The sequence below is a fragment of the Chitinophaga sp. W3I9 genome, from assembly GCF_050434025.1.
Taxonomy (GTDB): Bacteria; Bacteroidota; Bacteroidia; order Chitinophagales; family Chitinophagaceae; genus Chitinophaga.
In genome coordinates, this window is record NZ_JBNPWC010000001.1 from 7603450 (window position 1) to 7629626 (window position 26177).

21 protein-coding genes are annotated in these 26177 nt (G+C 47.8%); 12 read left to right on the plus strand and 9 right to left on the minus strand.

Annotation, left to right across the window (positions count from 1 at the left end; genetic code table 11):
- Positions 1–4: 4 nt before the first annotated feature.
- From rfbB to rfbD, 3 genes are read left to right on the plus strand one after another with little or no spacing between them, the layout of a single operon-like run.
- Complete coding sequence (gene rfbB / locus QFZ51_RS30960) at positions 5–1060, plus strand: dTDP-glucose 4,6-dehydratase (RefSeq protein WP_429051388.1); 1056 nt, start codon at positions 5–7, stop codon at positions 1058–1060.
- A 54-nt stretch (positions 1061–1114) separates the two neighbouring features.
- Entirely contained in the window at positions 1115–1675 is a 561-nt protein-coding gene (rfbC, locus tag QFZ51_RS30965) for a dTDP-4-dehydrorhamnose 3,5-epimerase (protein WP_429051391.1), read from the plus strand.
- Positions 1676–1684: 9 nt separating this feature from the next.
- The gene (gene rfbD / locus QFZ51_RS30970; RefSeq protein WP_429051393.1) at positions 1685–2551 is read left to right on the plus strand and encodes a dTDP-4-dehydrorhamnose reductase; all 867 of its coding nucleotides are present in this window, start codon (positions 1685–1687) and stop codon (positions 2549–2551) included.
- A gap of 494 nt (positions 2552–3045) precedes the next feature.
- On the opposite strand, the gene QFZ51_RS30975 is transcribed toward rfbD, so the two are convergent.
- Positions 3046–3741 carry a hypothetical protein gene (locus tag QFZ51_RS30975; protein ID WP_429051394.1) on the minus strand — a complete coding sequence of 232 codons (696 nt, stop codon included), beginning with the start codon at positions 3739–3741 and terminating at the stop codon, positions 3046–3048.
- Positions 3742–3902: 161 nt separating this feature from the next.
- On the opposite strand from QFZ51_RS30975, the gene QFZ51_RS30980 reads away from it, so the two are divergent.
- Complete coding sequence (locus QFZ51_RS30980; protein ID WP_429051396.1) at positions 3903–4193, plus strand: hypothetical protein; 291 nt, start codon at positions 3903–3905, stop codon at positions 4191–4193.
- Positions 4194–4210: 17 nt separating this feature from the next.
- Positions 4211–5185 (plus strand): tyrosine--tRNA ligase, encoded by a 975-nt coding sequence (gene tyrS / locus QFZ51_RS30985; protein ID WP_429051613.1) that lies wholly within the window; start codon positions 4211–4213, stop codon positions 5183–5185.
- Positions 5186–5287: 102 nt separating this feature from the next.
- Here tyrS and QFZ51_RS30990 read toward each other — a convergent pair whose 3' ends face one another.
- Together QFZ51_RS30990 and QFZ51_RS30995 are read right to left on the minus strand one after the other, a co-directional pair.
- Positions 5288–6574, minus strand: a complete 1287-nt coding sequence (locus QFZ51_RS30990) for an amidohydrolase family protein (RefSeq protein WP_429051398.1) — start codon at positions 6572–6574, stop codon at positions 5288–5290.
- A 40-nt stretch (positions 6575–6614) separates the two neighbouring features.
- On the minus strand, positions 6615–9662 hold the full coding sequence (locus QFZ51_RS30995; RefSeq protein WP_429051400.1) for an amidohydrolase family protein: 3048 nt from the start codon (positions 9660–9662) through the stop codon (positions 6615–6617).
- A gap of 189 nt (positions 9663–9851) precedes the next feature.
- Here QFZ51_RS30995 and QFZ51_RS31000 point away from each other — a divergent pair, with 189 nt between their 5' ends.
- The 4 genes from QFZ51_RS31000 (at position 9852) to QFZ51_RS31015 (ending at position 13731) form a co-directional block, all read left to right on the plus strand.
- Positions 9852–10295, plus strand: coding sequence for a hypothetical protein (locus QFZ51_RS31000; protein WP_429051402.1), 444 nt, complete (start codon positions 9852–9854; stop codon positions 10293–10295).
- Positions 10296–10358: 63 nt separating this feature from the next.
- Positions 10359–11693 (plus strand): glycerate kinase type-2 family protein, encoded by a 1335-nt coding sequence (locus tag QFZ51_RS31005; RefSeq protein WP_429051404.1) that lies wholly within the window; start codon positions 10359–10361, stop codon positions 11691–11693.
- 84 nt (positions 11694–11777) lie between these two features.
- A complete protein-coding gene (uxuA, locus tag QFZ51_RS31010) occupies positions 11778–12953 on the plus strand; it encodes a mannonate dehydratase (RefSeq protein ID WP_429051406.1) in 1176 nt (391 codons plus the stop codon).
- Positions 12954–13257: 304 nt separating this feature from the next.
- Positions 13258–13731, plus strand: coding sequence for a MarR family winged helix-turn-helix transcriptional regulator (locus QFZ51_RS31015; RefSeq protein WP_133256173.1), 474 nt, complete (start codon positions 13258–13260; stop codon positions 13729–13731).
- Positions 13732–13738: 7 nt separating this feature from the next.
- Here the strand turns inward: QFZ51_RS31015 and QFZ51_RS31020 are convergent, their stop codons facing one another.
- Positions 13739–14698, minus strand: coding sequence for a FecR family protein (locus QFZ51_RS31020; protein ID WP_429051407.1), 960 nt, complete (start codon positions 14696–14698; stop codon positions 13739–13741).
- 167 nt (positions 14699–14865) lie between these two features.
- Here QFZ51_RS31020 and QFZ51_RS31025 point away from each other — a divergent pair, with 167 nt between their 5' ends.
- Complete coding sequence (locus tag QFZ51_RS31025; protein ID WP_429051409.1) at positions 14866–16164, plus strand: tetratricopeptide repeat protein; 1299 nt, start codon at positions 14866–14868, stop codon at positions 16162–16164.
- On the opposite strand, the gene QFZ51_RS31030 is transcribed toward QFZ51_RS31025, so the two are convergent.
- From QFZ51_RS31030 to QFZ51_RS31050, 5 genes are all read right to left on the minus strand, one after another.
- Positions 16165–16401: a hypothetical protein gene (locus QFZ51_RS31030; RefSeq protein WP_079470877.1), complete on the minus strand. Its 237-nt coding sequence runs from the start codon at positions 16399–16401 to the stop codon at positions 16165–16167.
- A gap of 101 nt (positions 16402–16502) precedes the next feature.
- Positions 16503–17660 carry an alginate lyase family protein gene (locus QFZ51_RS31035; RefSeq protein ID WP_429051410.1) on the minus strand — a complete coding sequence of 386 codons (1158 nt, stop codon included), beginning with the start codon at positions 17658–17660 and terminating at the stop codon, positions 16503–16505.
- Positions 17661–17664: 4 nt separating this feature from the next.
- The gene (locus QFZ51_RS31040) at positions 17665–19464 is read right to left on the minus strand and encodes a glycoside hydrolase family 36 protein (protein ID WP_429051412.1); all 1800 of its coding nucleotides are present in this window, start codon (positions 19462–19464) and stop codon (positions 17665–17667) included.
- A gap of 8 nt (positions 19465–19472) precedes the next feature.
- Positions 19473–21308 carry an alpha-L-fucosidase gene (locus QFZ51_RS31045; protein ID WP_429051414.1) on the minus strand — a complete coding sequence of 612 codons (1836 nt, stop codon included), beginning with the start codon at positions 21306–21308 and terminating at the stop codon, positions 19473–19475.
- Entirely contained in the window at positions 21305–23827 is a 2523-nt protein-coding gene (locus QFZ51_RS31050) for a glycoside hydrolase family 95 protein (protein ID WP_429051416.1), read from the minus strand. Before QFZ51_RS31050 ends, QFZ51_RS31045 begins: the two co-directional genes overlap by 4 nt.
- 573 nt (positions 23828–24400) lie before the next feature.
- Between QFZ51_RS31050 and QFZ51_RS31055 the strand changes: the two genes are divergently transcribed.
- Both QFZ51_RS31055 and QFZ51_RS31060 read left to right on the plus strand, forming a co-directional pair.
- The gene (locus QFZ51_RS31055) at positions 24401–25282 is read left to right on the plus strand and encodes a helix-turn-helix domain-containing protein (RefSeq protein WP_429051417.1); all 882 of its coding nucleotides are present in this window, start codon (positions 24401–24403) and stop codon (positions 25280–25282) included.
- 225 nt (positions 25283–25507) lie between these two features.
- Positions 25508–26149, plus strand: a complete 642-nt coding sequence (locus QFZ51_RS31060; protein WP_429051419.1) for a siderophore-interacting protein — start codon at positions 25508–25510, stop codon at positions 26147–26149.
- The last annotated feature ends 28 nt before the right edge of the window (positions 26150–26177 follow it).

The window sequence follows — 26177 nt, forward strand, 5'->3', positions numbered from 1 at the left end:
CGGAATGAAGCGAAAACTATTAATTACCGGTGGTGCGGGATTCATCGGTTCACATGTGGTAAGGCTATTTGTCAATAAATATCCCGACTACCAGATCGTAAATCTTGATGCTCTTACCTACGCCGGTAATCTGGAAAACCTGACAGATGTAAAAGATAAACCAAATTACATTTTTGAGAAAGGTGATATCACGGAAGAATCTTTTGTTGATGACCTTTTCACCAGGTATCAGTTCGATGGTGTGATCCACCTGGCTGCGGAAAGTCATGTAGACCGCTCCATTATGGATCCGCTGGCGTTTATCAAAACAAATGTGTTAGGTACTGCAGTATTGCTGAACAATGCACGGAAACACTGGAAAGATAACATGAACGGGAAACTTTTCTATCATGTATCCACGGACGAAGTGTATGGATCACTGGGACAGGAAGGTTTTTTTCTTGAAACTACCGCCTACGATCCGCGTTCTCCTTACTCCGCTTCAAAAGCAAGTTCGGATCATTTTGTAATGGCCTATTATCATACTTATCACTTACCTGCTGTTATATCCAATTGTTCCAATAACTACGGTTCTCATCATTTCCCTGAAAAGCTGATACCGCTGGCTATTCACAATATCAAAAACAATAAACCGGTACCCGTTTACGGAAAAGGGGAAAATATACGCGACTGGTTATACGTAAATGACCATGCCCGCGCAATTGACACTATTTTCCATCATGGGAAAGTGGGAGAAACCTATAATGTAGGCGGATTCAACGAATGGAAAAATATTGACCTGATTCAATTATTATGTAAAATCATGGATAAGAAGCTGGGGCGGCCGGAAGGCGCCTCTGCACAGCTGATTACTTTTGTAAAGGACAGGGCCGGGCATGATCTCCGCTATGCTATTGACGCTACCAAGCTCAATAAAGAACTGGGCTGGGAACCCTCTCTCCAATTTGAAGAAGGCCTGGAAAAGACGGTCGACTGGTACCTGGAGAATGAAACCTGGCTCAACAATGTTACCAGCGGAAACTACCAGCAATATTATAACGAACAATATCAAAAAAGATAGCTGCCGGCGGTTGGCTTTTATAAGCTAACCGCTCACAGCTTTTAGTTATTACACATGCCTTTTCAACAAACCGGAATACCTGACCTGTTAATTTACGAGCCAAAAGTTTTTGGCGATCACCGTGGTTACTTTTTCGAAAGCTATAACGCCAACACCTTCAGTGCAGAAGGTATTGAGTATAAATTCGTACAGGACAACCAGGCACGTTCCACCTATGGTGTGCTCCGTGGACTGCACTACCAGTTGGAGCCTTATGCACAAACAAAACTGGTAAGGGTACTGGAAGGAAGCATCATAGATGCGGTGGTAGACATCCGCAAAGGCTCCCCCACTTACGGTAAATCTTTTGCAATTGAGTTAAGCGCCAGCAATAAACTGCAACTACTGGTGCCTAAAGGATTTGCGCATGGTTACGCAGTGATCAGTGAAACGGCAGAAGTAATGTATAAATGCGACAACTTTTACCATAAAGGCAGTGAAGGCGGCATCATCTATAATGACCCCGCCCTGGGCATCGACTGGGGTATCAACCTGGATGACGCGGTAGTTTCAGACAAAGACCTGATCCTGCCCACGCTTGCAGATATTCAACATAATTTTATTTTTAACAGCTGATCATTTGCCATGAAGAATATTCTTGTTACCGGCGGAAACGGACAACTAGGACAAGCCCTGCAAAAAGTAGCAGGCGATTATCCGCAATTCAACCTGTTATATACCGACTACCAGGACCTTGATATCACGGACGCGGATGCCCTGGCCGCTTATTTTGCTGCCCAACAGATCGATGCCTGTATTAACTGCGCTGCCTATACAGCAGTAGATAAAGCTGAAGAAGATGAAGACAAGGCATTCCTCCTGAATTTCCAGGCGGTACTGAGCCTGGCGGAAATATGCGCCCAATATAATGCCCAGCTGCTGCATATCTCCACGGACTATGTATTCAGCGGAAAACAGAATGTACCTTACACAGAAAACGACGATACTGATCCTGAAAGCATTTACGGCGCCTCTAAAGTGCGTGGGGAAGCGGCGGCTGCTGGTTATAATCCCGACACCATTATACTCCGTACTTCCTGGCTCTACTCCGAATTCGCAGTTAACTTCGTTAAAAGAATGAAACAACTGATGCAGGAAAAACAGGAACTGAATGTTGTTTTTGATCAAACCGGCACCCCTACTTACGCAGGCGACCTGGCTAAAGCAATCCTGGACATCTTACAGTATAAATCAGCCAATCCGGATGCAGCCATCGGCGGCGTATATCATTACAGCAACGAAGGGGTAACCAGTTGGTTCGATTTTGCAGTAACCATTAAAGAAATGACGAACGCTACAACCGCCATATACCCGGTTACTTCCGACAAGTATAAAACGGCCGCTAAACGCCCGGCCTACAGCGTATTAAACAAGGAAAAAATTAAAAGCACTTTTGGCATTACTATTCCCTATTGGAGAGATAGTTTGGCCCAATGCCTGAAAAATATATAACCAGAGCGGAGGTTGTCTTTCTCAAGATTACGCTGATTATGTTGATTACGCTGATTTTATTTTTTTGGATTTTAAAATGATTGGGGAGATATATGACGGGGATTGCTTGAGGATTGACTCGGGGATACTTCATTGATACCCAGCAGATACTTAGCATATGCTTAATACATGCAGATAACCCGGAAGTGACGTGGAGGTGACGTGGACTTAATGCCAGGACCTTTTACCACAGGGCTTTACAGAGGAAAAGATACAGGACGTTTATGCGAACACTACCGTATAAATGAAACGGCGTTCTTACATACTGGTAAAAATGGGTGAGCAGTATTTAAGACAGGAATTAGCATCTGACCGGTGTATTAATCTTCAAAAATCCCTCCAAAATCACAAAGAGCTAATCAGCAAAATCAGCGTAATCAGGGTTCCAAGACAACCTTCGCTATCAGTAAAATCAGCGTAATCCTGGTAAAGACAACCTTCGCGTTAAAGCATTTTTATTTCTTCAGCGCCGTGATCATAGTTCCTCCCATGTCCTTCCCATCCTTACTGGAAGAAGTTTTCACCGGTCCGAAATCAGGGGCAAACCATTCGATAGCACTGAATTTCATCGGAATTCCCTGCCCCATCATTTTCATCTGGAAATTAATATCATAAGCTATTTTGAAACAATCCCAGCTGCCTGCCGGTGTAGTTACTTTTTCTTTTCCCAATACTTTCCGGTTGCTGATTACATAACTGATCCCCATTTCCATGCCTTTCACATTACCGTTCATTTCAAAGGTGCCACCCGGTAAGTCTTGTCCGGCGTGCATTCCGGATGGATAATCCAGAAAAGAAGCATTGGTTTTGCCTTCCATCTTCATGTCTTTCATCTGCGGCATTACAGGAACGCTCATCTTCATATCAATGGCTACCCCGTTTCCGCTGCATTTAAAATGCCCGGTACCGGAAGTTACCTCCTTATTACTTTTGTCATAAAAGGTATTGGTAAAATCAGACACCGTTCCAGTCTCATCTTTGTGCACGTTCGTGATTTTGTAAATAGTTTTGCCACTGGCCACGCCTTTCGCATCCAGGATGGTCATCTCAATTTCCGCATTGTTGAGCAGGTAATAGTATCCTTTGCAATCCTGCGACAGTGCCGGTACCGTAAATATCAGCGCCAATAAAAGAAAGAGTGCTTTTTTCATAATATTTTATTTGGGGGTAAGAAATCTCAGACCGGCGGCAGGTGCAAACAGCAGGTCTTCTTTATAAATTTACACCGATATTTGTTATACCAGCCCGGAATCCTTAAAATGGGCGAATCCTGCGAATTTTATGTAGGTTTGCAAAAATTGTTATTAAAATCATGAATCTGATAGAAGAGCTGCGCTGGCGGGGTATGCTACAGGATATGATGCCTGGCACGGAAGAGCAACTGAATAAAGAAATGACCACTGCTTATATTGGTTTTGATCCTACAGCAGAGTCGTTACACATCGGCAGCCTGGTACCCATCCTGTTACTGGTGCATCTGCAAAAGGCAGGACATAAGCCCCTGGCGCTGGTGGGCGGCGCTACCGGAATGGTAGGCGACCCCTCCTTTAAAGCGGAAGAACGGAAAATGCTGGACCTGGATACCCTGCAGAAAATAATGTAGCCGGTATCAAAGCCCAGCTGGAACGCTTCCTCGACTTCAATGCTGCCAAACCCAATGCAGCTGAAATGGTGAATAACTTCGACTGGTTCCAACATATTTCCTTTCTCGATTTTATTCGCGATACCGGCAAGCACATTACCGTTAACTATATGATGGCCAAAGATTCCGTTAAGAAAAGAATCGAAGGCGACAACGGGATGTCATTCACTGAATTTACCTATCAGCTGATACAGGGTTACGATTTCTATCATTTGTATACTGCCAAAAACTGCAAATTGCAGATGGGAGGCTCAGATCAGTGGGGTAATATTGTTACCGGTACAGAATTGATCCGCCGTAAGGCACGGGGGGAAGCTTTTGCATTTACCTGTCCCCTGATCAAAAAAGCAGATGGCACCAAATTCGGTAAAACCGAGCAAGGCACCGTATGGCTTGATCCTAAACGTACTTCTCCCTACGCATTCTACCAGTTCTGGCTCAGAACAACCGATGTGGATGCAGAAAGCTATATCAAAATATTCACTTTCCTGGAACAACCTGAAGTAGACGCTTTGATAGAAGAACACAGAAAAGATCCGGGACAGCGGTTGTTACAGAAACGTCTTGCTAAAGAAGTAACCGTATTTATTCACGGGGAAGAAAACTATAATTTCGCGGTAGAAGCGGCGTCTATCCTGTATAATAAAAACACTGCCGAATTACTGGTGTCCCTTTCTGAATCCGATCTGATAGAAGTGATGGATGGTGTTCCGCAATACGAAGTACCAAGAGCCGACCTGGAAGCCGGTAAGGATATTGTAAGCCTGCTTGCTGAAACAGGCATTTTCCCCAGCAAAAGCGAAGCCCGTAAAACAGTGCAGGGCGGGGGCGTAAGTGTAAATAAGATAAAAGTGCCCGGCATTGATATGATTGTAAACACATCTTCATTGCTGAGAGATAAATATATTTTATTGCAGAAAGGTAAAAGCTATTTCCTGGTAAAGGCGGTGTAATTCTCCGGTTATACCTGGTAAGAAATATTTAAAAAGAAGAGGGAAGAAAAAGCAATTGTCCGCTTTCTCTTCCCTCTTCTTCTTTCAAAAAAACATCTGCTACTATTTCAACCCATACTTCTTTTCATATTTCTCATATAACTGCTTCTGTTTATTATCCAGGTTTATTTCCCTTCCCTGGATGAATGCCCGCGTAATCACGCTCGACTTCATATCCAGGATATCGCCGGTACTTATGGCAATATTCGCATCCTTGCCGGCTTCCAGTGAGCCGGTAGTTTTATCGATGCCCAGGATTTTAGCTGCATTGAGCGTAATCGCCGACAGTGCTTCTTCTTTTGTTAAACCATAGGTGCTGGCAGTACCTGCTTCAAAACCCAGGTTACGCTGCTGCCAGAAGCCTTCGTTGCTCAGGCAAAACAGCACCCCGGCTTTCTGCAGTTGTGCAGCGGTTTTGTAAGGCTGATCCACATCGTCGTCCTGCATCACCGGCAAAGCATGCGGCTGTGCCAGCACTACCGGGATATTATTTTGTTTCAGGATATCTGCAATGAGCCAGGAATCAGCCCCGCCAACAATCACCACATCGAGCTGGAACTCTTTGGCAAAGTCGATCGCTACCAGCATTTCCTTTACCAGGTCGCAGTGGATAAACAGTTTCTGCTCCCGGTTAAACAGCTTGCGCATCGACTCAAACTTCAGATTGGTAGCGATGTGTTTGCCTTCCTGCTGATAAGCCTTTGCCTCGCGGAAAAATGTTCTTACCGTTTCTATTTGTTCCAGGGCTGCTTTCAGCCGTTCATTGGGAACAGCCCCACGACCTCCGCCCAGCGGCGCCAGCGGTGGCATAAAAAAGTGCAGGGCATTATCCGTTTTGTAAGCGGCATCTTCCCAGTTCCAGGCATCCAGCTGTACTACAGAAGAAACACCGCTGACAATACCTCCTTCCGGTGTTACCTGAGCCAGCAGGATGCCATTGGAACGTAGGGTGTTGATTACTTTGGAATCGGCATTATACGCAATGATGGAGCGTACGGAGGGGTTTATTTCTCCTACTTCACGCACATCGATGGTGGCGCGCACACTCTCAAATTCCACCAGCCCCAGGTTGGATTCGGGCGCAATGATACCAGGATATACATGCTGTCCTTTCATATCCAGTACCGTGGCATCGCTGCCGGCAGCGGGAATGTTATTACCTACTGCAGTAATTTTTCCATGGCTGAATGCAATGGTACCGTTTTCAATCACCTGTCCGTTGCCTACGTGAATAGTGGCATTGGTAAGGTATACAGGCTTGTTTTGCGGGCTTGCCGGAGATATCGTTTCCTGTGCCCGGGCAGTATACATTCCCAGGGTAAGGCTTAATAAAATTAATTGTCTTTTCATCGCTTGTAGCATTTAGCGGTGCTTAAAAATTTCTAACAGATCAATAACCAATAGCTTGCTGATGTCCGCCCTGCAAATCCTCGCAGTGGTAGATTTCTTCCGGCGTCAGCGATGCTTTGCGGGTAGGCGTACCTTTTTTCTTTTCCGCCAGCAGTAACTGGGTAAGCCGGTTACGCTCCGTTGCAATGCGCTTACGCAGCTGCAGATCGCTGTCGCGGTCAAATTCCACGATACCATCCACGATCGTCTTTTCGGCTTTGGCATAAATGCTTAGCGGATTATCGCTCCACAGTACCACATCGGCATCTTTACCGACTTTGATGCTTCCCATGTGATTGTCTACATGCAGCAGTTTAGCGGGGTTGATAGTCACCAGCTTAATGGCTTCTTCTTCCGTCATACCACCGTATTTGATGCTCTTGGCGGCTTCCTGGTTCAGGCGGCGCGCCATTTCCGCATCATCGGAGTTAATAGCGGTAAGCACTCCGGCGCCCTGCATGATGGCAGCGTTGTAAGGAATGGCGTCCTGTACTTCCATTTTATAAGCCCACCAATCGGCGAAGGTGCCTGCCCCCGCGCCATGTGCTTTCATTTTATCGGCTACTTTATATCCTTCCAGGATATGTGTGAACGTATTCACTTTGAAGTGAAAACTATCTGCTACGTGCATCAGCATATTGATTTCGCTCTGCACATAGGAGTGACAGGTAATAAAACGCTTCTGATGTAATATTTCCACAAGGGCGTCCAGTTCCAGGTCGCGGCGCTTGCCGGCGCCTTGTTTTTCATAGTCGAGCGCACGTGTAAATGCATCTGTATAAATTTGCTCTACGCCCATTCTTGTTTGCGGGAAACGTACGGTATTACGGTCGCCCCAGTTGGATTGCTTCACGTTCTCTCCCAATGCAAATTTGATGAAAGGATCCCAGTTGGTCACTTTCAGTGCTTCTGCATTTTGCCCCCAACGGAGTTTAATCAGCTGCGACTGCCCGCCGATGGCGTTGGCACTGCCATGCAATAAATGAGAAGCGGTTACGCCGCCGCTCAGCTGACGGTAGATATTCACATCATCGGGGTTGAGTACATCTGCGATCCTTACTTCAGAAGTAACCGACTGCGACGATTCGTTCACTCCCTTACTGATGGCAATATGCGAGTGTTCGTCGATGATGCCGGCACTCAGGTGTTTGCCGGTACCATCAATTACGCGGGCATTGCCGGCAGCCAGGTTTTTACCCACCTGTGCAATTTTGCCGTTGCGGATCAAAACATCTGTATTTTCCAGTTTCCCTTCTTTTTCGCTGGTCCAAACAGTAGCATTTTTGATAAGCAGGTCCTGCTGCGATGGTAACTTCTCCCAGCCATATCCATTCAACGGATAATACAGTGGCCCAATGACCAAAGGTGTTTCTTTCTTTACGGAATCTGCTTTTTCCGGGGCGGCCTTTACAAATACAGCATTCCATTTTACAAGATTTCCACTGGTATCGGCGCCGGTGCCGGTCCAGCTGTTATCGCCGATGATACCGCTAAGACGTACATTGCTTTTACTGTTCTTTGCCAGTGTCAGCGACAGGGATACCAGTTTGCCGTTTACATCGATACGGCCGGGAAGCGTATCTTTCTGCAACACAGACAGTAACGGTGCAACAGCGGTACCTCTTACTTCCACGGAGTAGCTGCCGCCGGGGATAAGGTTTACGGTATAGATGCCGCGTATATCATTCCAGCCGTCGGCCTTGATGGTATAACGGTTACCTTGTACCCAGTTCTGGTACAGGATGGTTTTTTCGTTGAAAACGGGACCGGAGGTAATGAGGAAATTGGCCAGTTTACCTGGTTCCAGGCTGCCCACTTTATCATAAGCCTTTATAAGTGTGGCCGGGGTTTTGGTCAGGGCTTCCAGGGCTTTCTGTTCGCTGAGGCCATAGCTGATGGCTTTCCGCACGTTGGCCAGAAATTGCTTTACATCTTTCAGGTCGGCAGCAGTTAAACAGAAGGGAATATTTGCTTTCTCAAAAGCAGCAGGCTCCGTAGGCGCCATTTCCCAGTGTTTCATTTCGGCCAGTGATACATAGCGTGCATCTGCGGGATCCTCCATATCGATGGCGCCCGGGAAGTTCAGCGGCAATGCGAACGTGGCTTTGGTGGCGGCCATTTCACTGATACGCTGGTATTCATTGCCACCGGCTTTAATAATATACTGTACCCCGAACTCGTCTCCTATCTTATCTGCGCGGAGCGCATCCCATTTATCGGTCACTTCAAACAGCTGAGGCAGCTGCTGACTGGCGTTCCAGGCTTCCAGGCTGAGATTGACTCCTTCCCTGGCAGGCTGGGATTTATACCACTGGGCATCCAGGAACGTTTGTCGCAGGAGGGCGATGCAACCCATGAGGGAGTTAGGATAATTTTGCGTAGAGGTGCCTTTATCAAAAGAATAGGCCGCAGCGGCTTTCTCCCGGATAATGACTTTGTTTTCTTTTGCGGTGGCCAGGGTTACCAGTGCAGCGGTACCACGGGCGATGCCATCGGGCTGTTGGGTAAGCACGGCGCCAAATCCGGCTTCCCGCAGGGGCGTTGCCTTTTCATCATCTGCAGAAAAAAGATCCACGGCATTTACTTCGCTTCTGATGGCCTGGTTCCAGCCATAGGCCCCTTTGGTGTTAGACAGGAACTGAGGAGGTGCATTCCATGCGGAACCGCCCCGTTTAGGCTCCGACAAACCATAATTGCTGAAGATATCCACAAAGGAAGGATAGATATATTTCCCTTTACAATCCACGATCACTGCATCTTTGGGGATGGCAGCCGATACGCCGGCAGACACTATTTTCCCGTCGCGGATCACCAGTGTGGCATTGTTCAGGGTGGTTTGCGGGTCTTTTACAATGGTGGCATGTGTAAAAGCAAAGCACCCTTCGCGGGGATCGGCGATCCCGTTGACCGGATAGGTTTCCTGTGCGCTGACTGCCTGGCCGGTTGCCAGCAGGGCCAGTAACAGCAGTTTACCGCGGTGCCGCTTCATAGCATAGGTAATACACCGCAACAGCAGGGCTGTTCCGGGTTTCTCAAAAGCTCTTTTCATGTAAATCTTTTATTTTTTCGGTTCAGATTCAGTTGATCCGCTAAATGTAATAAATCATTAAGGCGGGACTAAATAAAACGGCATATTTTTTATGAGTGGTAAGTGGATTTTGGATTCACACGAAAAAGGGATAATTTGAAAAGGGTTTACCGCTTAAGTTTGTTTAAATTCGTATAATACTTGCTGACTATGAAGTTTATTTCTGTTTATACATGGATGTTGCTCACCGTTTTTTTTGCAGCAACTACCTTTACTACCAGTGCCCAGGTAAAAGATAGTGCCAATGCAAAAGGCCGCTGGACAGCGGAAGGAAGAGCCGATAAAATCACGGACAAAATCTCCCATAAAGTAAATCTGAACAAAGACCAGGAAAAAAAGATCCTGGTAATCAATCAGGATATTGTGCGCCGGATGGATGCAGTGAAAAACAATCCTTCCCTCTCCAAAAAGGAGCGCATGACACAGTTTAAAGCCCTGGATACGGAGCGCAGCCAGCGTTTCAAAACCGTATTTACGCCCGCGCAGTATAAAAAGTGGAATGATTGGGAAATGACTAAAAAAGAACACCTGGAACAAAAAATGGAAAAAAAGCGGCAAAAGAAGGAAGCTAAAGACTCCACCCAACCGCAATAAATTTCTTAACTTGAAAGATATTGGCAGTGAGTAGTCTCACTGCTTTTTTTATGCCGCGAAAACATGAACAACACTACTGCCGATATAAAAGATATTTTCCTGCAGGGCGTTGCGGCAGTGCATCCGCAGCAGCTGATCAGGAAAAATGTACAGGTAATACCTGCCACCCGCGTTATTAATATTTCGGGAGATAGCTACGTCCTCCCGGAGCATGCGGCTGTTTGGATACTGGGGGCAGGCAAAGCTGCCGCCGCGATGGCACAGGAGCTGGAAAACATACTCGCTGCGCATTTCCCGGTAAAGGGAATGGTGGTTACAAAGTACGGGCATGCGTTACCGTTACAGCAGGTGGAGCTTATGGAGGCCGGTCACCCGGTGCCCGATGAACAGAGTGTAGCCGCTTCCGTTAAACTGCTGGATATGGCTGCTAAGGTGCAGCCGCAGGACCTGGTTATCTTTTTACTTTCAGGCGGCGCCTCCGCACTGCTGGCAGATGTACCGGCAGGCAGCAGTTTACCTGAAGTACAACAATTGTTTGAAGCATTACTGAAAAGTGGCGCCGACATCCGCGAAATGAACACCGTAAGAAAACATCTTTCCGGTATCAAAGGTGGTCAACTGGCAAAAAGCATATATCCGGCTACGTTATGCACCCTTGTTCTTAGCGATGTGGTGGGCGATGATCTCAGCGTGATAGGGTCAGGGCCTACAGTGGCCGACCCGTCTACCTTTGCGGATACCATGAATGTACTCCGCAAATATCATCTCCCGGAAAAAATATCCGCGTTCCTCCTTCAACATATTGAAGACGGCCTCGCTGGCAGGATACGTGAAACACCCAAGCCAGGCGATCCATCCCTGCTGCATACACACAACTATCTCACCGGTACCAACCGTGTGGCATTGGAAGCGGCGGCTGCAAAGGCCCGGCAGCTGGGTTATCACCCGGTATTGTTATCTGATACTATAACGGGAGAAGTGCACGCTGTAGCTGCCGACCTGGTACAAACGGCACTCCGGTACGATGGTCCTTTACCAGCCTGTTTACTGGCTGGCGGGGAAACTACCGTGGAAGTAACCGGGAATGGCCTTGGTGGCAGAAATCAGCAACTTGCGCTGGCAGCGGGCATTGCCCTTGCCGGTTATCCATCGCTTACTTTCCTGAGCGGCGGCACCGATGGCAGTGATGGTCCTACCAATGCTGCAGGAGCTATCGTAGACGCATCAACGATAAAAAATGCGGTAAAAATGCAGCTCGATCCAAATAGTTTTTTACAACAGAACGATGCATGGCATTTCTTCTCAAAAGCAGGCGGGTTAATGATTACAGGCCCTACCCAAACAAATGTGATGGATCTCATGATCATCCTGATCGCCGCAGACGGCCCTAAAATTTGAAATCAAAGTTTGTATATGTGTGGATAGATTATATTTTTGGGGTTTGGAACTAGAAATTCTGGATTTACTAAACGTATTTGCATTATGCTGAGAATGGAACAGACATGGCGGTGGTACGGACCCAATGATCCGGTTAGCTTGTCTGATATTAAACAGGCAGGAGCTACCGGAATTGTAACCGCATTGCACCATGTGCCTAATGGAGTGGTATGGACGAAGGAGGAGATACAAAAGCGGAAAGCCATCATAGAAGCAGCAGGGCTTACCTGGTCTGTTGTGGAGAGCGTGCCGGTACATGAAGATATCAAAACGCAAAGCGGCCGTTTTAAGGATTATATCCACAACTACCAGCAAAGCTTGCGGAACCTGGCAGCATGCGGTATACGTACTGTTACGTACAACTTCATGCCAGTACTCGACTGGACCCGCACCGATCTGGCGTATACCGTAGAAGATGGTTCCAAAGCGCTGCGCTTTGAAAAAGCGGCGTTCATGGCATTCGACCTGTTCATGTTGCAAAGACCAGATGCAGAGAAAGATTACAGCGAGGAAGAGATAGCCCGTGCAAAGGAGCATTTCGACAGCATGACTGCGGCCGACAAAGAGCTGCTGCAAAAAAATATTATTGCCGGATTACCCGGATCTGAAGAAAGCTTTACGCTGCAACAGTTCCAGGCCGCATTGGATAAATATAAAGGCATTGATGCCACCCAGCTGAAACTGCACCTGTTCTATTTCCTTCAGCAAATAGCGCCTGTTGCAGAAGAAGCCGGTATTAAACTGGCTATCCACCCGGATGATCCTCCGTTCCCGATTTTGGGACTGCCGCGGGTGGTAAGCACCGAACAGGATGCCCGCGAACTGCTCATTGCGGCGCCATATGCCTCCAATGGGCTGTGCTTTTGCACCGGCTCCTATGGCGTAAGGGCCGACAACGATCTTCCCGGCATGATAGAACGCCTGGGCGATCATATCCACTTCATCCACCTGCGCAGCACACAACGGGATGCATTGGGCAACTTCCACGAAGCCAACCACCTGGAAGGCGACGTAGACATGTTCGCCGTAGTAAAGAACATCCTGCTCACCATGAAACGCCGCAATGTTTCCATTCCTATGCGCCCGGATCATGGCCACCAGATGCTGGATGACCTGCACAAGAAAACAAATCCGGGATACAGCGCTATCGGCCGTTTACGCGGACTGGCAGAACTGCGTGGACTGGAAATGGGTATCGCGGGGGCTTTAGGCTCTGATTGACTGACGTCTACCAGCATCAGGTCTGCACAAAGAGTAAAGGTGGGGATAAGCAATACCATCGTCGGACTGAGATGCTACACCAGGGCAGAAAGCGTATTTGAACATATACCGTAATGGCTGATTACGTGTACAAATAACACTACTCTGAAAATATATTAAAGACCCCCCTTACCGGTGGGTCTTACTTTTTTTAGCACGGGCTAACCACAAATTTTAAAAGCAGCGCGCAAAAAATCACTGCTTTTTTGTAGCATTGCATCAGGACAAGATTTTATCAACTGTACACTTTTACCAAACCTACAATATGATGAGCGCAACTATAGATGCGAGATATGAGGCATGCCTGGCCAAAAGACCTGACAGCCTCGCCCGCCTGATCAATTTGTTCAAAAAAGATATAGACCTGCGTATTACACAAAAACTACTGGAGCGCGGATACAAGAACTTTAAACTGGGCGATATGGTACTCCTGGTACACATCGATGCGCAGGGCACCATTAACAACGACCTCGCCAGGAAAGCGCGCATCAGTAAACAAGCCATGAGCAAGGTGGTAAAGAACCTGGAAGCAGATAACTACATCGGTACCCGCAAACACGATACCGACAACCGCGCCAGCATTATTTTCCTGACAGAGAAAGGGAAAGAGTTTATGATCAACGCCTACGAAGCGGTAGATGAAGTACAGGACCTGTACGCCGGTATTATAGGCGAAGAAGCTTTTACACAGCTGAAAACGATCCTTAAACAATTAACAGCAGGCTTAAACCTGAGCTGACCATTCTTTATTTCAACGTTATGTAATACCGGTTGGCACTGTCTTTCACCAAAGGTACCTTTAACATCTTTTGCAGTAATTCCAGCGTTTCTTCTGCAGATTTATTTTCAAAGTCAACAGTCAGGCTGCGTTTATACACGCCTGCTGCGGATGGCGGCACCCGTATATCAAGGTGGAAGTAGCTGTTCACCGCATCAATGATTTCTTCCAGGGGAATATTCCGGAACTTCAGGCGGCCTGTTTTCCAGGCGAGCAGCGACTGGCTTTTAACTGTTTTGAACTGCAACGGCTGATGCTGTTCCCGCTTTGCCAGCATATTTGCGGTGAGGTATACTTTTTTGCCCTGATCCTGCACCAGGGTTACCTTTCCCTTTATTACCAGCACTTTGAAGAGGTTATTGGTTTTATGCACTGCAAATACGGCCTTCAGCGTATACAGATCAGTATGCTCATCCAGCTGCATCCGGGTGCGGGTTGGCAATGCCACATCAAACCAGGCATCGCCGGCAAGCATGCGTAATTCCGGCGTTACATCAAGCCCTTTAGCATAGCTGAACGACGCGCCGTTGCCGGCAATCACGGTACAGCCCGGGGCCAGCAACAGGCTATCGGTATGGCCTGTATTGTTAACGTACTCCAATTGCTTAGCCGGAGCCGGCCGGCAATAGTAAACAATCACCGCTGTGACGAGCAGCATCACCGCAGCAGCCACCAGCCATTTACGGTTAAAGGCGCGTACCGGGGAGCGTTTGGATAAAGCGGGTGAAGATGACGGAACCGCGCTTTCCACATCATGGGGAACAGGTATCCCCTCTGCAAGCCAGGCGGTTAAGCGGCTTTCCACGTAAGCAGCCTGCTCAGGTCCTTCGCGGCATAAACCCGCCACCTGTTCCTGTAAAAACGGATCCTGTGGAGCATGTATATATCTTGATATCAGATCATCGATATCCTGTTCCGGTTGATACATAGTGATTGGAATGCACGTGGCTATAGCTGGTATGTTTGGCAAGATACTTAACTTCCCTGCAAGTTCCATCGCGCAGGCATTACATTTGTACAGACAGAATAAATAATTAGGTCACTTCCGCAAGGTTTAATATTTTTAGCACAGAGGAACCGGCAAAAACGATATGTATGTCACCTGAACAATTAATAAATAACGACCAGGAATATATTGAGGGATTGCTTCACCATACACCAGCAGTAATTGAAAATATTTATCAGCGCTTTGCTTCCAAAGAAAAGCGGTTCATCCTGCAAAAGAGCGGTCACGTAAAAGATGCGGCGCATATTTTTGAAGAGGCCCTGATGGACATTTATTACTTCGCCCGCCGTCACCCGCTGAAAGTCTCCGACTTTGAGCCCTTTCTGCAACTGCTGTGCAAGCGTATCTGGGAACAGGAACTGGAAAGAAGAGGGCAACGGATTCCCGGCCTGGAAGCAGAGGAGCTCTCTACCATGAGCAGAGACGATATCCAGGATGTGGAAGATGTGCTGAAAGAAGGAGAAAAAAGAAGACTCGCCTATCACTATTACCTCGCCCTCTCGGACGACTGCAAAGAATTACTCCGCTGGTCACTCACAGATGGCTGCCTCCAGGAAGATATTGCCGCAGAAACCAACATCCCTATTAGTGAACTGCCTGGCAGACGAGCCGATTGTTTCCGCAGCCTGTTCAGGGATATCGACATAAAACTAAAAGCCAACAGCCTTTCAGAAAAAGACCTGCTGGAAACAGACCGTTTCCTCAGCGGGCAAATGAGTGAGGCAGAGCGCAAAGCTTTCTCCGAACGACTTCAAACCGACACCCTGCTTACACAACAGGTAAAGCGCTTTGATGCTGTCCGGCAACTGCTGGGCCAGAAAATCTGTAACGACGCCAACCGGGATGAGTTGCAACATTTGCTGTTTACCCACCGCAACGCCTGGTACACGCTGAAAGACAGTTCGCCCATACCCATCCGCAATTATGTAATCCTTACTGCATTGATAGCAGCAGGACTGGCTATCCTGCTGTATGTAAGCCCCTGGAGAAAAAATATCTACCGGCAATTCGCTTCCACTGAAATGCAGATTCCGGATATCGACAGCCTGCGGCTTCCGGAAGAAGCGATCGAACAGTTCAATCGCGGCCATTTCAACGAGGCTGTATTGCTATTGAATAAAGCACTGGCAGCCAACCCGGGCAACCTATACGCCCGCTATTACCGCGGCGTAGCCCTGATCGACCAAAACCAGATGGAAAGCGCACGACAGGACCTCACTACTGTTTTTAACAACAGCAGCGAACTCCGGTACGAAGCAGCCTTTTATATGGCGTTGAGCTACCTGCGGGAAGGACGTAAGCAGCAATGCCTCGAATGGTTATTAAAAATCCCATCCGGCGCGCCGAATTACCTCAAAGTGCAGAAACTGATAGAAGAATTAAAATAATTAACTCAGGTATTGTCCCTTACTGTAGTGGATAATATTTTCTACTTCTCCCTTAATTAACTCATAAACAGGCGCCTTACCTGTTTTGATCTGTACCAGTTGTTGTAATACCAGGAAATAAATCTCTCCGCGGTTACAGCCATCAATCTGGGCTTTTAAAATGTCATGTTTTACCTCTTCACAACCGGTGGCATCCAGTTTCTGGTAAATAACATACAAGTCATCCATCCAACTCATTTCTCTAAAGTTTAAACATAGTGTATAGTCTCCTAAAGTTAAGGATTTATATTAAGAAAATAAAACATCTGAATCTTAAATAATTGTAAATTCTAAAGCGCTCATAACCAGATCAGAGGATTCCTCACGGGAAGGTTTCTAAGCACTTCTTCCTCCTCCGGATCCTGGTTAAGCGACAGCCATAGCTGGTAGTATTCCGGCCGCTGAAAAGCAGCCGCACCGAAAATGAGGAAGGGCTGCGCCACCGGCCAGCTGTTCCAGTACATCACATCATGTGCATAAGGCCAGCTGTTTTTGTTATTTACATATGGATAAAGGAAGGCGATTCCTCTCTCCATATTTTTACTGCTGTCTGCTGTAAAGCGCCACAGGTCATTATCCGGCATACTCAGCAACTGGCAGATGGTGCTCATGGCATCCAGGTTAAACAGCGAGTAGCCGTAAGGTTTAGTACGTTTCAATTCCAGTGGAAAACTGCCGTCAGCAGCCATCTGGCGAGGCAGCAATACCGTTTTATAACGATTGCTGCAAAATTCCAACAGCTCTTTATTATCCACAAAACGCGCAAAAGCGGCTACCTGCATCACCCAGCACGTGCCGTGATTATTGGCAGCATTCATTTCATCCTTCCCATAAGGATGTGTGGTCAGCCATTGCAGGTATTCACTGAACCAGCTTTTAAACGCTGTAAGATCCGCCGGCGGAATGGCGCCGGCTTTCTCCATAACACTTAAAGCCTGCACCACTTCCATCAAATGGATCGTATCAATAATGCCGATACCCCTGCCGGTTACCTTTCCTTTGATGGCCTGCGCATACAGCAGCGAAGGATTCATCCGGGTAGCCGCTGTTTCAAACCAGGCCTTCGCATGCAGCAATGCCTGTTGCAGATAAGTGTTGTCTTTGGTGGCAATATATCCTGCCGCCAGTGCGCCCATCACCCGGCTGAAACGGATCATGGCCAGCCGGTGCGCTACAAAGTTTTCCGGGTTGCTTTGGCCATCCCGCTGGATATAAGCTCCGTTTGGATTTGCCGGATCGGGCCACCAGTAATCCCCTTCTGAATAAAAGTCATGTATGCCGCCGGCGCTGCGGTCGCAACGGAAGGCGGTAATCGTTTGTGGTGGCTGCTGCATGGCCCATGCGGCCCGTTTGATCACCGCCACCCGTGTATCTTTAAGCAGCTGCTGCTGATAGGGTGATTGCGCCTGCATTATGCAGGAAATACCGATGAATAAAGCTGCCAGGAACGTACGCATGGAATTATTTTTTTGGTGTTAATAGTAATACCCGGCCGTCATGTCCTGCCAGCTCCATCACAAAAGAACCGGTGTGTAAACCTAAACCAACGCCTGTCCAGTAATCTGATATTTGGTATGGCTGATCAAGTTTCACCGTTATTTTTTTTGAAGATGACTGCCAGTTGAGCAAAATCACCTGTTTGCCTGCCGCGGTAGTAACCCTTCCTATTTCAAAATCAGTGCCTTCAAAAGCTGCTGCCTTTGCGGTGGGAGGCAATGCCTTCTTCAAAACGTTGAGCCGTTCCCGTGATATCTTCGTTAAGTCATCGCCACTTAGTAACATACCACCGGTAGCGTACAGCAAAGCTGCATGGAAATTAAATTCGTTGTCAGGCATGTTGCCGGTGAGTACCAGGCAATCAGGATCGTTCCACCATAAACGGCCATTTTGCCAGGCACGGTAAAGGTTTTCACGACCGGAACGCTCAAATACCGGCCAGGTGCGTTTAATATCCATTGAGCTCCGGCTGCCATGCACCAATCCTAATGATGGCCACAGCGGATGATTACAGCCAAGTATAAAAGCATCCCTGCTGCCTTTGAGAATGGCTTCCATGCCACGCCGGTATGCTTCTACCCTTGTAGCTTTAGCATCATAAAATTTGCCGCCATGAATAGCGCCCCAGAAATTAGCATCCAGTTTAAAATAAGTAACGCCCCAGTCGTTGCGCATGGTCCGGAATAGTTGCTCCAGGTGTTGCTGCACAGCAGGGTTTGTGCCATCCAGCACAAACCAGGGCTTCATCCGCCAGCCGCCAAACGTAACCAGGTCGCTGCGCAAAGGTGCACCAGATGCGTCTTTCACCAGCCAGTCCTTATGATTTTTATAAATAGTGGAGTTGCTGTCGCAAATAAACGGCGCTACCCAAATAGCCGGCTCAAAGCCTTTTTCCCGGATGGCTTTCAGCACCTGTTGCACATTACCGCCAAAAGAATTACCCGACTCCAGCCAGTCGCCCATATGCGGCTGATAACCGTCGTCTACCTGTATATATTTTAGCGCCGGAATGTTACTTTTTATGTAATCAAGGTTACCGTAAATATTCTGTGCGGTTACCTTCGGACCGAAACAATACCAAGAGCACCACCCGGTAGGTGGCTGCTTAAACTCAAGCCGTGGGTGATGCTCCTGGATCCTGCCGGCGAAACGGTCCAGCAAGGCGTTGCCATCCTTACCCGTGATCACCATTAATTCCTCCAGCTTAAAATCAGCTCCGGGAGCAAGTTCCAGGTTCTCCAGGTCGGTTACTGTTTTGATGGTATCCGCAGAAATATAAAACTTGCCCACAAAACGCCTGCTGGAAGTATATCCCAATAATATCTGTTCCTCATGCGCAGGGTACAAACGCAGCAGGTTGTATACTGCCAGGTAACCCTCCGGTTGCGGAATTTTATAATGCCCGGCATCCGTATAATTCCCTAATGTTTCAGGATGAGCAAGCGTACCGGCTGTTTGCGTCAGCATCTGGAAACCCTCCGCATAAAAGGGCGTGGTGGGCAACAATATCTTACCTGCCGCACCGGTAATCACTTCCTTCAATCGCACCGCGGTACTACCGGTGTTGACTATACGTATTTCACAGTGATCATTTTTCCAGTTGCGGACTACTTTAATATAATCCGGCGCTATACTGCCATTGGCAGCATACACTACAGCTGCACTGCCTTTCAGCGCCTGTACAAATGCTGCGGGGGTTCCTGCCATGGCGGTGAGGGCACACCACAGTAAACCGGCAGTTAAAAGCCAACTATTTTTTTTCATCGTGGATATTATTTTGGTTGCATCGTGAGTTCAAATAGTTTCATCAATTCTTTTCCCGTTATCCCGTTTGCCTTAATTGTTATGTCATATTCGCCTGCCGGCAGATAAATATCTTTCAGTGACTTTACGGTTGTTTTAACCGGCTGCACAGTTTCCTTTATAACATTATCGCCTATACGCAGTATGAAACTGCCACCGGCATCTGCACCATACTTAATACTAAGGCTGTACGCCGCATCGTGTACGGTACGCACCTTCCAGCTGATGTACTGCGCAGTGTCTTTCCAGTTATGTACGTCATAATTATTCTTCTTTCCGTCACTGTACTGCCAGCCGCTGCCATGCAGGGTGGCATCAAACGCCCTGAGCACATTCGTAATGTTATAAGTATCCAATACTCTCACGTTATCTGTTTTAAGCTGGTCTGTTTCCAGTACAATAACGCTGTTAATGCTATCGGGCGCATGTGCGGGCAATGCAATCAGCCAGTCTTTGGACTGCTGCCGCTTTAACTGCAGCGGCTTTTTACTTTTGTCGCCCAAAAGATAAGCCTTGCGGATATTGCTTTTCAGTCCGCCTACATATAAAGTAGATTGCCAGTTAAAAACGTGCAGGTATAACTTGTTGCCCTTCCGCGTGCTTTCACCCCAGGGTTGCACTGGTAGCGGACTTGCAGTAGTGCCGTAAATACTTTCGCCGTATTGTTGCATCCACGCTCCAATGGTATGCAGTATTACCGTATCACGCGGGTCAATGCTGCCGTCGCCTTCCGGGCCGATGTTCATGAGCAGGTTGCCGCATTTGCCGGCCGCTTTGGCCAGCAGCCGGATAAAAAAGCCCGGCGGCTTATGACTGCTGTCGTACTTCGAATATCCGTACGACTCGTTGGTGGTGGGAATGGCTTCCCAATCGCCGGTTACCGGGTAAAACTCCGCGGGCCGGTCGGCCGTGTTCACGTAATCGCCGAAAGAAACGCCGGGAGCGCGTGCCAGCCTGCCATTCACTACTACCTTGTTATCTGCCGCCCGGATCGCCTGCAGTATACGGATGTTTTCACTGAGCGGTAGCTTATGCGGCGTATCAAACCAAAGAATATCCGGATGATATCTTTTCAACAACTCTAATATTTGCGGGATTGCTTTTTCATTCACATACCTCACCGCCTTAGGCAGTAATTCCGGATGTGCATTATACCAGGTGACACCACCATACAGGTTCTTATCTCCCCCCGGATTTTTATAATCCCAGTCGTTACCCGGTGCATCGGGATGCTCCCAGTCGAAGGCATGGGAGTAATAAAAGCCGAACCGGATACCATATTTCTTACAGGCGACCGACAATGCCGCCAAAGGATCCTGCTGAATGTGATAGTTGCCGATAGCAGTGGGATACATGGCCACGCCATCATGATGCTTGGCGGTGATGACCAGGTATTTCATGCCCGCCGCTTTAATCATACGTACCCACGCGTCGGCATCAAAATTTACCGGGTTAAATGGTTGAATGAGCTTATCCGCATATTCCTGCCGGCTTATCTTCTCCTTCCGCATCAGGTGCTCGGCGTAGCCCTCCACCTTCTTTCCATTCCATTCGCCGCCGGCGGTAGAATAAACGCCCCAGTGGATAAAGCATCCGAATTTAGCATCCCGCCACCAGGCAATGCGGGCATCGTGGTTTTTCATGGATGCCTTCCACCAGCCATTCAGCGCGCCGTTGACTGTTATGCTGTCGCGCGCTGCGGCCTGCTGGCTCAGGATGCCATCATCATCGCCTTTCACCTGCGCAACAGTTACTGCTGTTATAACGCTAAAGGCTATACTTAATATGCGCCTGCGATAGTTCATAAGATATCATAAATTTTACCAGGTGCAGTTGAAAAATCATACTCAAAAACTTTTTCCAACTGCAACACTGGTAATTTCGTTGCGTCTTTTACAATAGTGTTCCCCTGGATCTGCAACTGGTAGAATGGATTTATGTTGTTACCAACCGCCACCTTTACCGGTTGTCCGTTCACTTTAACGGCAACGCGCGTACGAATACGGCAGTTACCACCCAATGCTGAACGGATAACGGCATGCGTGAGCTGCCCATTTTTCCATTCCATATCTACTTCAAAACCACCTCTTGCTTTTAATCCTTTCACACTGCCGGAAGGCCACGCATCGGGCAATGCGGGGAGCAGGTACAGTGCGCCATCATGACTTTGCAGCAGCATTTCCGTAATCCCGGAAGTTACCCCGAAATTGCCGTCGATCTGGAACGGAGGATGCGCATCAAACAGGTTGGGATAAGACCCGCCGCTGTTGTCGGCTACGCTCACTGCTTGACCGCCGGCCAGGAATAACTGCTTATTCAACATGGTATACGCGTGATTGCCATCTTCCAGGCGTGCCCACCAGTTTATCTTCCATGATTTAGACCAGCCGGTTCCGCCATCCCCCCGCAGCAGCAAACTGCGTGTAGCCGCCGCCGATAGTACGGTATCTCTGCGGGGCGAAATAAAATTGCCCGGGAATAAGCCATACAGGTGGGATACGTGGCGGTGAGCATCTTTTGGATCGTCCCAGTCTTTGTACCACTCCTGCAATTGTCCATACTGACCGGTATGGAAAGGGTACATTTCCTTCATGGTTTGTTTGATACGGGCTACCAGGGCTGCATCCTGTTGCAACACTACTGCTGCCCGGATCGTATTATTAAACAGGTCGTGAATAATGGAAAGATCCATGGTGGTAGCAATGCTCACAGAACCTTCCCGCTTGCCGTTTACCATAAAGTTATTCTCCGGCGTGGTAGAAGGGCTTGTTATCCATTGTCCCTCTTTATTTTTCACCAGCCAGTCGAGCATAAATAATGCAGCGCCTTTCAGATCGGGATATACCTGTTGCAGCATTTTCTTATCGCCGGTAAACTGGTAGTGTTCCCACAGGTGGCGGCTTAGCCAGGCTCCGCCCATTGGCCATATTGCCCATTTGGGGTTACCGCTGGGATCGGAAAAATCAATACCACCGGCCGGGTTGGTCATACCCCATATATCCGAGTTATGATGCGCCGTCCATCCTTTTGCGCCATAATTTATGGCGGCGGTTACACGCCCGTGTTGCGCCAGCTGGCCAATAAATTCAAATAAAGGCGCACCGCAATCCGATAAGTTGGCGGTTTCAGACGGCCAGTAATTCATTTCCGTATTAATATTGATAGTATAGTTGGAGCCCCAGGGCGGTTGCATTTCCTTATTCCACAGTCCCTGCAGATTCATAGCCGGACCGCCTTTACGGGATCCGGATATCATCAGGTAGCGGCCGTATTGATACAGCAGCGTGGTTAATTGCGGATCGCGGTTGCCACCGGCGAGCGTATATACTTTCAGCCTTTCATCTGTTGGCAGTAATGCGGAAGTGTCGCTTCCGAGGTTGAGCGATACCCGGCTGAACAACGACGTATAGTCGTTTATGTGACCAGTCAGTAATTGCAGATAATTGCCTGCTTTCTGTAGAGGCGCCACAGCTGCCGCATGCGGATCTTTCCCGTTGGGTAATCCATCTTTAAAACTAGTGCCAACAGATACCAGGAGTACTGCTTCCGTTGCGCCGGAAATGTGTATGCCGGCAGTATCTGTATTTACCTGTCCTTCGTTTACGCGCGCATCAAGATGTACTTCATAATTGATTCCTTTATTGCCATAAACAATCTGTTTTGGCTCATAAGCTCTTGCCGCCACATATTCGGGGCATCTGCCCTTCATGACCAGGTAATGCGGGTTAACCACGCTGTTCGTATGCGGCATCGGGTTGGCAAAACGGGTGCTGAAGCTAAGCTGCCCGGCTTTACTGGCCGTATAGCGTATTACCAGCAATTGCTTCGGATAACTGCAAAACACTTCCCTCGTATAGTCGACACCGTTAGCTGTATAACTAACGCGTGCTACCCCGTTGTTCAGGTTCAGTTCACGTTTATATTGTATGGCCTCCTGTGGTATATCGTTGTTTATAAAAAGACTTCCCAGTGTGAGATAGCGGGCGCTGTAGGTACCCATCATTTTGCGGGCCACCTGATCTGCTTCCATATATTTTTCTTCTGCCAGCAGCTGGCGGATGACGGGCAGCAGTTCTTTGGCGGCCGGGTTATTGCCATCACGTGGAACGCCGGACCAGAGATAACCTTCATTGAGTTGCAGTTCTTCCTGCTGTACGCCGCCAAAGATCATGGCACCCATGCGGCCGTTTCCTACAGGGAGTGCCTCTACCCATTGTTTGGCCGGTTGCCGGTACCAGAGTTTTAACAGGGAATCTGCAGGTGTTGCGGCGCCGGTGTTTCCGGCCAATAACATCAGCGAAGCTGCTAACAGATACTTTATCATCAATATATTATTTTTCAAGTTGAGTCATGCCTGTTTCCATTCCCTTGCTTACGATTGCCACTACCTTACCATCGTTCATACCAGCCTGGGCCTCCATAGTAATTCTGATCCGGCTATGATGGCAAGGCAGGTGGCCATTCCTCTGATTAACATTTGCTTTTAATTTTTTTGGCGAATCTGTTTTAAAGAAATGTCTGCTGCAGGCTTTCTTTTTTTAGAAAGGGGAATGTATATCAGTTACCTGACATTCGTTCTTTCATCATGGAATTCATCTCTTTCAGCAAACGTTTGCAAAATATCTTTAGTCGACCTTAACCGGTGTTTTCACTACTTCTACGGGTATTTTAAAAACTATGCTTTGCTAATATAATCCGAAACTATGCAATCGGTTGCAAATAAATGTATGCAATTTTACCCATTTCAGGTATCTTTTTAAGGCAGTGTAAAAAAGAGGGAGAAACCGGTTATCAGATGTGGTGACCGTGGAAGGTTCCTGTCTTGCAAAAGCAAAAAAAGAAAATTATACAATAAATGTTTTGTTCGATCGTCTGGTAATAAAGTGAGGATGTTGTTATGAAAAAAGGAAAACAATCCATCATTGCATCATACCGGCTGGAAGAGCTTCTGGTTGTTCCGGGGTTGATGATAGATGTTCATCATAAACAGGCCGGGGAACCGGCCCACCACCCCAATGCTGATTTAACAGCGGCCCACCGGCACGAGTTTTACACATTGGTGATAACAGGCAGGCAGCGAAGCCGGCACATGGTAGATTTCAGGCTGATAGACATGCCGCCGGAGAGCATGTTTTTATTAACACCGTGGCAGGTGCATCTGTCGATGGATGGAGAACAGGTGCAGGATGTGTACCTGATCTCCTTCACGCGTGATTTTTTACCTGTTGGCTTTGCTGCTTTGCCTTTATGTGTGGAGCATCCGGTAACACCCGACAACGCTGCTTACCAGGAAATATGGCATTTGTGTACACAGATGCTGCGGGAATTCAATACGCGTAAGGCGCTGCAGGAGCAGGTATTGCAACATTACCTGGCAGTATTGCTGACGCAGTTTATGCGGTATCTTCCGGAAAACACCCAAAGCTCTCCTTTACAATCAACATTATTAAACCGTTACCGGGAACTGATGGAGCAACACCTGCTGAGCTGGAACAGCGCCGGAGAATACGCACGGGCGCTGTATGTTACCACAGACCATTTAAACGAGGTAGTAAAACAGGAAACAGGGCAAACGGCTTCCGCGTTGCTGGCTGCCAGACGTATACTGGAAGCCAAGCGGATGTTGCTGCATTCCACGCATGGCATCAAGGAAATAGCCTGGTACCTGCAATTCAATGAGGTCACTTATTTCAACCGTTTTTTCAAACAGCATACCGGTCAAACGCCGGTGGCCTTCCGGATCTCAAGCCGGGAAAAGTATAACTATAACCCGGAATAGTATAATAACAGAGAAGTGTGGGTCCGGTAGTTTTGCTGAAACAATTTTTGAGTTATGAAACCACTAGTAATTTTTACGAACGATATTAAGCATCTGAAAATAAAGAGTAACCCTTAAAGAGGCACTGCAGCCGTTCTCCGCCAGGCTCTGGTAATATCAGCCCCTTTATTCTGCAACTTACCCGCCGCAAGCCGGCGCGTTTTAATCATCAAACACATTTAATAAATGCCTTCAATTAAAGAAAGGGCGACCAGTTTACTGATGTCGCGCATAGGGAAAACTGCGCACGTAATAAGCGTAGCACGTATAGGAAATTTTTTATTAGAGATAGATTTGCAACTGTCGCAGGCCCTGCCAGAACGCAGCACCCAGCATCTCAAATGTGAGGTGGCTCCATATGCGTATCGCGATTACACCGTTGCATGCTGGGACACTGCTGCACAAACCGCCACCCTTATAGTGGATTGCGGACATGAGGGAGCTGGCAGCTCCTGGGCGCTGGAACTGCAGCCGGGTGATGAAGTAAATTATGCCGGGCCCGGTGGTAGTCAGCATCAGCCCTCCGGCATGCAACACCTGGTGTGCATAGGTGACGCCAGCGCTGCAGGGCACTTTCATTCTTTATACCTGCGTAAAACCAACCAACAACAATTTCATTGCTTCCTGCAATTGGAAGATCCGCTTACCCGGCAGATATTACAAATGCCGGTACAGCCGCTTTCCAATAACGGTCATTATTTCACCGATTTACATGAATGGTTATACCATTATGATTTCCCGGTGGCAAATACAACTTATTATGTGGCAGGTAATCAACAGATGTTGTACAGGTACGCAAATTATTACGTCAGCAAGGCAAACAGGTAAAGGCACAGGGTTTCTGGGGCTAAACGCT

Excerpts from the sequence above, each read along its gene's own strand:
- uxuA (WP_429051406.1), top strand. The coding sequence starts at position 11,778 with ATGCTGAGAATGGAACAGACATGGCGGTGGTACGGACCCAATGATCCG.
- rfbC (WP_429051391.1), top strand. The coding sequence starts at position 1,115 with ATGCCTTTTCAACAAACCGGAATACCTGACCTGTTAATTTACGAGCCA.
- QFZ51_RS31035 (WP_429051410.1), bottom strand. The coding sequence starts at position 17,660 with ATGCGTACGTTCCTGGCAGCTTTATTCATCGGTATTTCCTGCATAATG.
- QFZ51_RS31050 (WP_429051416.1), bottom strand. The coding sequence starts at position 23,827 with ATGATAAAGTATCTGTTAGCAGCTTCGCTGATGTTATTGGCCGGAAAC.
- QFZ51_RS30995 (WP_429051400.1), bottom strand. The coding sequence starts at position 9,662 with ATGAAAAGAGCTTTTGAGAAACCCGGAACAGCCCTGCTGTTGCGGTGT.
- QFZ51_RS31020 (WP_429051407.1), bottom strand. The coding sequence starts at position 14,698 with ATGTATCAACCGGAACAGGATATCGATGATCTGATATCAAGATATATA.
- QFZ51_RS31000 (WP_429051402.1), top strand. The coding sequence starts at position 9,852 with ATGAAGTTTATTTCTGTTTATACATGGATGTTGCTCACCGTTTTTTTT.
- QFZ51_RS30990 (WP_429051398.1), bottom strand. The coding sequence starts at position 6,574 with ATGAAAAGACAATTAATTTTATTAAGCCTTACCCTGGGAATGTATACT.
- rfbB (WP_429051388.1), top strand. The coding sequence starts at position 5 with ATGAAGCGAAAACTATTAATTACCGGTGGTGCGGGATTCATCGGTTCA.
- QFZ51_RS31015 (WP_133256173.1), top strand. The coding sequence starts at position 13,258 with ATGATGAGCGCAACTATAGATGCGAGATATGAGGCATGCCTGGCCAAA.
- QFZ51_RS31045 (WP_429051414.1), bottom strand. The coding sequence starts at position 21,308 with ATGAACTATCGCAGGCGCATATTAAGTATAGCCTTTAGCGTTATAACA.
- QFZ51_RS31060 (WP_429051419.1), top strand. The coding sequence starts at position 25,508 with ATGCCTTCAATTAAAGAAAGGGCGACCAGTTTACTGATGTCGCGCATA.
- QFZ51_RS31040 (WP_429051412.1), bottom strand. The coding sequence starts at position 19,464 with ATGAAAAAAAATAGTTGGCTTTTAACTGCCGGTTTACTGTGGTGTGCC.
- QFZ51_RS31055 (WP_429051417.1), top strand. The coding sequence starts at position 24,401 with ATGAAAAAAGGAAAACAATCCATCATTGCATCATACCGGCTGGAAGAG.
- QFZ51_RS30975 (WP_429051394.1), bottom strand. The coding sequence starts at position 3,741 with ATGAAAAAAGCACTCTTTCTTTTATTGGCGCTGATATTTACGGTACCG.
- QFZ51_RS30980 (WP_429051396.1), top strand. The coding sequence starts at position 3,903 with ATGAATCTGATAGAAGAGCTGCGCTGGCGGGGTATGCTACAGGATATG.
- QFZ51_RS31030 (WP_079470877.1), bottom strand. The coding sequence starts at position 16,401 with ATGAGTTGGATGGATGACTTGTATGTTATTTACCAGAAACTGGATGCC.
- rfbD (WP_429051393.1), top strand. The coding sequence starts at position 1,685 with ATGAAGAATATTCTTGTTACCGGCGGAAACGGACAACTAGGACAAGCC.
- QFZ51_RS31005 (WP_429051404.1), top strand. The coding sequence starts at position 10,359 with ATGAACAACACTACTGCCGATATAAAAGATATTTTCCTGCAGGGCGTT.
- QFZ51_RS31025 (WP_429051409.1), top strand. The coding sequence starts at position 14,866 with ATGTCACCTGAACAATTAATAAATAACGACCAGGAATATATTGAGGGA.